Genomic DNA, 7,699 nt, shown 5'->3' with positions numbered 1-7,699 from the left:
AATTAGGTACTTGTTCACATGCTTTTTCAATGATTGTTTTACTTTTTTTTCATAACTTCAATTCTTATTTTGTGAACTCCGAAGTTAGAAGTTCTTTGGCATTCCCCGAAGGGCTTCCGACGAAGGAGGTTCGTTCAACAGCAGCTAAAGCAGCTACCACATAGGTCATTGCTGCCCAGTGAAGTGCGTCTTTAGCCATGTCATGTTCCTGACTGTTGACAATTCCCCGTTGGTCTATCCATGCCAAGGCTCTTTTGCTTGCATCAAACTCTACCGGCAAGGTAACCAATGAAAACAAAGTAATGACAAACTGGCAAGCAACAACAACCAAAAAGATAGTATTCATTCCCATTGAATAAAAGAAACTTCCAAATAGAAACATTCCGATTAAGATAAAATTGAGAATTCGGGCACTTACATTTTGGATGGGTACCATGGCAGATCTGAATTCAAGCATGGAATAGGCTGTAGCATGTTGCACTGCGTGTCCGCATTCGTGAGAAGCCACTGCAGCAGCAGCAGCATTTCTTCCACTATACACTTCAGGGCTCAAATTGACAGTCCTGTTACCAGGGTTGTAGTGGTCGGACAAGTGACCTGGGACAGAAATAACTTCTACGTCATAGATGCCATGATCCTTAAGCATCATTTCCGCAATTTCTCTTCCTGAAAGACCAGATTGCAATCCAATCTGAGAGTACTTCTTAAACTTCCTTTTTAATTTATTGCTGACATACAGGCCAACGATAAAGAAGACTATGAAAATTAGTAACATAATTTAACCTTGTTTTATCTTTATAATTTTATCTACAATATTTGAAGTGGAATAGCCTTCTACCAAAGATATAGTATCTACTCTTCCTCCGTGTTCCATTACGATATCTGCCCCTACAATGTTGTCAATAGAATAATCATTTCCTTTCACTAAAACATCGGGTAATAAGCAACTGATTAGTTCCAAAGGAGTGTCTTCCTCAAACCAAGTTACACAGTCCACAAACTCCAAAGAAGCGAGAACTCTCATTCGTGCGTTTTCATCAACAATTGGCCTGTTATCTCCCTTTATTCTCCTTACAGATTTGTCTGTGTTTACACCAATAACCAATTTTCCCCCAATATTTTTGGCCTTTTGTAAATAATCTACATGACCTACATGGAGAATGTCAAAACATCCATTGGTAAAAATAATTGGTACTCCTTCACTTTTCCAAACATTGATTTTTTCCAATGCCTGCTGTGGGGTCGATATTTTATTTTCCGTTTGCATTTTTCTGCGAATTTGAAGATTTATTTTTAGAAACAAAAACAGAAATTAATACACAGAGTCCTCCAAAAAACAGGATAGAAAATACCTGTGAAGCATGAAGCAGTGTAGCGAAGAACAGCCCTGTACTTTGTTGTATTCCGTAAAGCAATAAAATGCCGGTAATGAATGCGTGATAAGTTCCAATCCCACCTTGAACTGGTATAGCCATTGCTATTCCTCCTGCAACCAAAATGGACAATCCTGCCAATATTCCCAGTTCGGACGTTTCTCCCATTGAAAATACAATGATATAACTCATGAGATAATAAAGCACCCATATTCCTAAGGTTGAAAGGACAAAGCCATAAACATTTTTGATTTTTCTGAGGGAAAACAGGCCATTCATCATTTCTTTTATAAAGGTTCTGATTTTATTAAAAAATGCATTTTCAATTTCCATCTTTATAAAATACTTCACCAAAAAGAAGCCTGCAAAAGCCATTATTAGAAAAAAACCAATGCCAAAAGCAATAAATATTTTGTTTTGAAAAATTTGTTCGAATCCAAGTGTTTCTGAAAAAAAGCCAAAGACTTTTTCAAATTCTAAAATAAAATCTAAAAGGATGAGGAAAAGCAAAATAAAAAAGTCAATGATTCTTTCTGTGATTACCGTTCCAAATGAAAAAGACATTGGTACATCATCGTTTTTTTTCAATACTCCACATCTGGTCACTTCACCTATTCTGGGGAAGGCCAGGTTTGCCAAATATCCCGTCATTACCGCCAGAAATGTACGTCCTGATTTCAATTTAAAACCAAAGGGTGATAAAAGAATATTCCATCTATATGCCCTCAACCAGTGGCTGATTAGTGAGATCGCTATAGAAGCAATTACCCACATATAATTGACTTCAGAGGCCTTAGCTATAAATTCTGAATAATCTACATTTTTAAAAGCATAAAAAAGAAGAACTATAGCCAGGACAAGAGGAATTAGATATTTTAATATGGATTTTATATTCATCGAAACTCAGACTTTAGGGTTGATACACAGGTTGTCCAGTAACCTAACATCTGCGACATATCCTGCTACACACAAAGCGGTTTCGATATCAGAATTAAATTTGCTTATTGGCAAAAGATCAGATTTTCTTACTATTTCAAGATATTCAAGGTCAAATCCCTCCACATTTTTATAAAATTCTTTTGTTTCTGATATTGAAGTTTCTAAACCAATTCCTGAAACGATTTTATTTTTTAAAATTTGCAATCCTTTATAAATATTTGCAGCAAGATTCTTTTCCTGCCCATTTAGTCGTTGATTTCTTGACGACATAGCCAACCCACTTGCTTCCCTTACGGTAGGGACTTCTACTATTTCCAGATCAAAGTTTAGCTCTCTTACCAAATTTTTAATAAGAACCAGTTGTTGTAAATCCTTTTGGCCAAAATATGCATAGTTTGGAGCTATGACATTAAAAAGCTTGGTGACTATGAGGGCTACTCCGGCAAAATGTCCGGGTCGAAATTTTCCTTCCATTATTTTTCCTATATAACCAACCTCGAAAGTCAAAGTTCGATTGGATGGATACATTTCCCTTTCAGAAGGAACAAAAACTGCCTGACAACCGATGTTTTCCAGGGCTTTAATGTCTTTGTCCAAATCTCTGGGATAATTCTGCAAATCTTCCTTTTTGTTAAATTGAGTTGGATTTACAAAAATACTTACTACCACTATATTATTGTTTTTTGCTGCCAGCTTGATCAGGTTAAAATGGCCTTTGTGTAGTGATCCCATAGTAGGAACAAGCCCAATTTGGCTTCCTTGTCGTCTTTTGTCATTCAAAAAAGAACGTACAGAACCTATAGAATCAAAAACTTTCATGGAATTTTTAATGTATTGTAGGCGTCCCTTAAATGGAATTAGGCATTATTATTGAGAAAAAGCCAAAAATAGTGTAATTTTGTGGTCATTTTTAAATAATGTATCTAAAATTCAAGGTTTATGTCAAAGTGTAAAATTCTTTATGTTGCAAGTGAAATAAACCCCTTTCTACAAACTACAGAAGTAGCTGAGTTCGTAAGACAACTGCCACAAGCTATGCAGGAAAGGGGAATGGAAATTAGAATTTTAGTACCACGGTTTGGGTTGATCAACGAAAGAAAAAACAGACTACATGAGGTGGTAAGACTTTCAGGAATCAACATTTCAGTGGGGGATGAGGAGAAGCCTCTAATTATAAAAGTTGCTTCAATTCCTAATGCAAAATTACAAGTGTACTTCATAGATAATGAAGATTATTTTCACAGAAAGTCAGTCTTTTTTGATAAGCAGAAAAACTTCCATGAAGACAATGATGAAAGGGCAATTTTCTTTTGCAAAGGAGTCTTGGAAACTGTGAAAAAACTTGGCTGGGCTCCAGATATTGTTCATTGTAATGATTGGATGACAAGTTTGATTCCTTTGTACATCAACACTACCTACAAAAACGATCCTATTTTTAAAAATGCTAAAACGGTATTTACAGTATATGACAACTCGTTTGAGCATAAATTTGGCAGTGACCTCATTGGCAAGGTAATGATGATGGATATTGAGGAAAATATGCTTGACAACCTGAAATCTGCCGATTTTGAAGGTTTTATCAGATTGGGAATGGAATATGCCGATGCTGTAATCAAATCTAAGGAGGATACAGGTGAAGTATTGAATAAATTGATGTTAGATATTTCTAAAGAGAAAAAATTTGACACCATTGAGAATGACGAAAACTTCTTAGACTCTTACTATAACTTATATAATGACCTTGTTGGATAGAATCTGTCACGCAGTACTGCTTTTTGCTATAGTTGCTGGCTTATTATCGTGTGAAGACCCTAGTGAAGTTGGTCTGTCTTTGAATTCAGAAGGAACACAAATTGATGTTTTGTATGAAGAAATAAGTTTACCCTCTACCAATGTATTCATTGATAGCTTGCGGACAGATGCTGACCGCAGATTACTGGTAGGTCAGTACAACGATCCGGTTTTTGGCAATACTTCTTCTTCTGCTTTTTCTCAATTGGCTTTATCTTCATTTACTTTCCAAAGAAAAGACGATAGTTTAACCACGGACGGCAAACAAGTTTTTGATTATGAAATTGATTCGGTAATCCTACAGTTGAGGTACAATTATTTTCATTCCAACAACTTCTCTCAAACTCAATCAATCAAGGTAAAACAGATAAATGATACTTTGTTTAACGGTGTTTTTTATCTTTCCAAGTTTCCTGCTATAGTTGATGAAGACAGTAAGCTTTATGGGGAAAAGTCTTTTCAGGTTGATCCTGAAGTGGACACTTTGCTGAAGATAAATCTTGATGTTTTTGGAGAAGAAACTTTAAAATTCTTTAGGGAATCCTCAGTTGGTTCCATAAGTGGAGATTCTATCATTAATCAACTCAGGGGTATCGCATTGATTCCAGAGTCTGGCAATTCTGCAATTCTTGGTTTTGATCCTGCTCATGCCGATACAAAGTTGTCGGTATATTATCAGATCAAACAAATAGAAAATGTACAGCAAGATTCTACAATTCTTGATTCTTTGTCTGTCAATTTCAATTTTGTTAATGCAGTAAGGTTCAATGCGATTTCAACGGATCGCAGCAGTTCTGATCTGAGCATTGCTGATGAGAATTTTGAGTCATTCGATCTTGACAATGGTAAAGTGTATTTGCAATCAGCTACGGGTATCTATCCAAAGATTGACATATCACCATTAAAACAGTTTCTGGCAGATCAGGGTAATATTATTATCAACAGGTGTGACATAGAAATTCCTGCTTTTTTTGATATTGTTCATAATGAATATATAAGTCAGGTGGATAATTCAAGGTTCTTTTTTATAAAAGATGGTGGCAATGTTTCAAATAGTACTTCCAGGGTAATATTATCCAACAATGGCTACCTTTCTAATAGTTCTGTTCCGGCTTCTGCAGTTCCGAATGAAGATGAATCTGCCTATGAAACGGAAATAACATTGTTTACCCAATTGATAAATGCAGATGCTATTGATGTTGAAAAACTACTAATGGTTCCCTCTGACATTACGAGCATGAATCAAAGTGTTTTTGAAAAATCAGGCATCAAACTCAAAGTATATTACACTATTCCTAATTAATATCTTATGTGTGGAATTGTTGCTTACTTAGGTGATCATCAGGCTTACCCAATTTTAATAAATGGCTTAAAAAGACTTGAGTATCGTGGATACGATAGTACAGGAGTGGCATTACATAATGGCAGCCTTAATATTTATAAGAAAAAGGGTAAAGTAACGGACTTAGAAAATTTCGTTGGGGAAATAATACCACAAAGCACAATAGGCATTGGCCATACCCGCTGGGCGACACATGGAGAGCCAAGTGATAGAAACTCTCACCCTCATTGCTCATCAGGCAAAAAATTAGCTATAATCCATAATGGTATTATTGAGAATTATGGTGCGATAAAAAAAGACCTGAGTGATAAAGGATACAAGTTCCATAGCGATACAGATACAGAAGTTTTAATATCTTTCATTGAGGATATAAAAAAGGAGAATGATTGTAGTTTGGAGGAAGCAGTTCGCATTGCTTTATCAAAAGTAGTAGGGGCTTATGCCATTGTGATTATGTCTGCTGATAATCCGGACATGCTAATTGCTGCCAGAAAAGGAAGTCCTATGGTAATAGGCGTTGGCAAAGGAGAATACTTCGTTGCGTCAGATGCCACTCCCATAATAGAATATACCAAAGACGTTATTTACCTCAATGATGATGAAATTGCAATAATTACAAGAAATGATTTGTCAATCAAAAATATTGATGACGTAGCACTTACCCCGTACATCCAACAGTTGGATATGGATCTAGCTCAGATTGAGAAAGGTGGTTATGATCATTTTATGTTAAAAGAGATTTTTGAGCAGCCCAACTCCATAGCCGATTGTATGCGTGGCAGGCTGGATGCTAAAAAGGGTAATCTGGTGCTAGGTGGAATAAGCAAATATTCTGAAGCTCTGGTAAATTCCAAAAGAATTGTAATCATCGCATGTGGCACATCGTGGCATGCAGGGTTGGTAGCAGAGTATTTATTCGAAGAATATTGTAGAATACCTGTAGAAGTAGAATATGCCTCGGAGTTCAGGTATCGCAACCCGGTAATAAATGAAGGAGATATAGTTATTGCCATTTCTCAATCAGGAGAAACGGCGGATACCATGGCAGCTCTCGAATTGGCCAAATCAAAAGGAGCTATAATTCTTGGAGTAGTTAATGCTGTAGGTTCTTCCATTTCCAGAATTACTGACGAAGGTGCTTATCTTCACGCTGGTCCGGAAATAGGAGTAGCAAGTACAAAAGCATTTACCGCCCAATTGACTGTACTTACTATGATTGTTCTTAGGATTGCTGACCGCAAGGGAACCATCACAAAAGAGTTGTACCATGAGTTGCTGTCAGAATTAGAAAGCATACCTGAAAAGATAAAATCCGTCTTGAAATCCAATGCCAAGATTGAATACATTTCTGATTTATTTAAGGATGCAAGAAATTTTCTGTATCTCGGACGAGGATTTAATTTTCCGGTTGCGCTTGAAGGAGCACTGAAGTTGAAAGAAATTTCATACATTCATGCCGAAGGATATCCGGCAGCAGAAATGAAACATGGCCCCATAGCATTGATAGATGAAAATATGCCTGTGGTAGTCATTGCCACAAGTGATAGTTCTTACGATAAAATTATATCCAACATTCAGGAAGTAAAAGCCAGAAAGGGTATAGTAATCGCAGTGGTGACTGAAGGAGATGTGTTAATTCCAAAAATGGCTGACTTTGTTATTGAAGTGCCAGCCTGTCACGAAGCACTAATGCCTTTAGTGTCTGTAGTTCCACTTCAATTATTATCATACCACATTGCCCTTATGAGAGGCTGCAATGTAGATCAGCCAAGAAACCTTGCTAAATCTGTAACTGTAGAATAAATGCACAAAATAATCAACTCATCCGGCGCACCAAGTCCGATAGGTCCATACAGTCAGGCTACTATGGCTGGAAATACACTTTATGTATCAGGGCAAATACCTTTGGATCCAACAACCGGAAACCTTGTAGAAGGGACTATCGAGGAGGAAACCGAAATGGTAATGAAAAATCTTTCTGCAATACTTACCGAGGCAGGGACAGACTTTACCAGCGTGGTAAAATGCTCCATATTCGTAAAGGATATGTCTGATTTTGGAAAGATAAATGAGGCATACGGAAAGTATTTTCAAGAGAATCCTCCTGCCAGGGAAACAGTGGAAGTGAGTCGATTGCCAAAAGATGTAAGGGTGGAAATTTCTTGTATTGCTGTCCTTTAGCTTTACTACATCCAGTTTTTACTATTTTGAATAACATTAGAAAAATGTTATTCATACTTTTGCGCTTCAAATA

8 protein-coding genes are annotated in these 7,699 nt (G+C 36.6%); 4 read left to right on the top strand and 4 right to left on the bottom strand.

What is annotated here, in order from left to right:
• Nucleotides 1-64: 64 nt before the first annotated feature.
• From AAOP42_RS16710 to panC, 4 genes are read right to left on the bottom strand one after another with little or no spacing between them, the layout of a single operon-like run.
• Nucleotides 65-775: a zinc metallopeptidase gene (locus AAOP42_RS16710; protein WP_349529696.1), complete on the bottom strand. Its 711-nt coding sequence runs from the start codon at nt 773-775 to the stop codon at nt 65-67.
• A gap of 3 nt (nt 776-778) precedes the next feature.
• On the bottom strand, nt 779-1,267 hold the full coding sequence (gene rfaE2, locus AAOP42_RS16705; protein WP_349529695.1) for a D-glycero-beta-D-manno-heptose 1-phosphate adenylyltransferase: 489 nt from the start codon (nt 1,265-1,267) through the stop codon (nt 779-781).
• Nucleotides 1,251-2,270: a lysylphosphatidylglycerol synthase transmembrane domain-containing protein gene (locus tag AAOP42_RS16700; RefSeq protein WP_349529694.1), complete on the bottom strand. Its 1,020-nt coding sequence runs from the start codon at nt 2,268-2,270 to the stop codon at nt 1,251-1,253. The genes rfaE2 and AAOP42_RS16700 overlap by 17 nt, the downstream gene beginning before the upstream one ends.
• Before the next feature lie 6 nt (nt 2,271-2,276).
• A complete protein-coding gene (gene panC, locus AAOP42_RS16695) occupies nt 2,277-3,131 on the bottom strand; it encodes a pantoate--beta-alanine ligase (protein ID WP_349529693.1) in 855 nt (284 codons plus the stop codon).
• Nucleotides 3,132-3,251: 120 nt separating this feature from the next.
• Here panC and AAOP42_RS16690 point away from each other — a divergent pair, with 120 nt between their 5' ends.
• Genes AAOP42_RS16690 through AAOP42_RS16675 form a run of 4 tightly spaced genes read left to right on the top strand, consistent with a single transcriptional unit; the run spans nt 3,252 to nt 7,626 of the window.
• On the top strand, nt 3,252-4,064 hold the full coding sequence (locus tag AAOP42_RS16690) for a glycogen/starch synthase (RefSeq protein WP_349529692.1): 813 nt from the start codon (nt 3,252-3,254) through the stop codon (nt 4,062-4,064).
• Nucleotides 4,057-5,406, top strand: a complete 1,350-nt coding sequence (locus AAOP42_RS16685; protein WP_349529691.1) for a DUF4270 family protein — start codon at nt 4,057-4,059, stop codon at nt 5,404-5,406. Before AAOP42_RS16690 ends, AAOP42_RS16685 begins: the two co-directional genes overlap by 8 nt.
• 6 nt (nt 5,407-5,412) lie before the next feature.
• Entirely contained in the window at nt 5,413-7,248 is a 1,836-nt protein-coding gene (gene glmS / locus AAOP42_RS16680; protein WP_349529690.1) for a glutamine--fructose-6-phosphate transaminase (isomerizing), read from the top strand.
• Nucleotides 7,249-7,626: a RidA family protein gene (locus tag AAOP42_RS16675; RefSeq protein WP_349529689.1), complete on the top strand. Its 378-nt coding sequence runs from the start codon at nt 7,249-7,251 to the stop codon at nt 7,624-7,626.
• Nucleotides 7,627-7,699 lie beyond the last annotated feature (73 nt).

Origin of the sequence: Reichenbachiella sp. MALMAid0571 (genome assembly GCF_040151475.1) — a bacterium.
Taxonomy (GTDB): Bacteria; Bacteroidota; Bacteroidia; order Cytophagales; family Cyclobacteriaceae; genus CAXBNB01.
The sequence above is the reverse complement of the archived record's forward strand: the minus strand, read 5'-3'. Positions and strand labels throughout refer to the sequence as shown.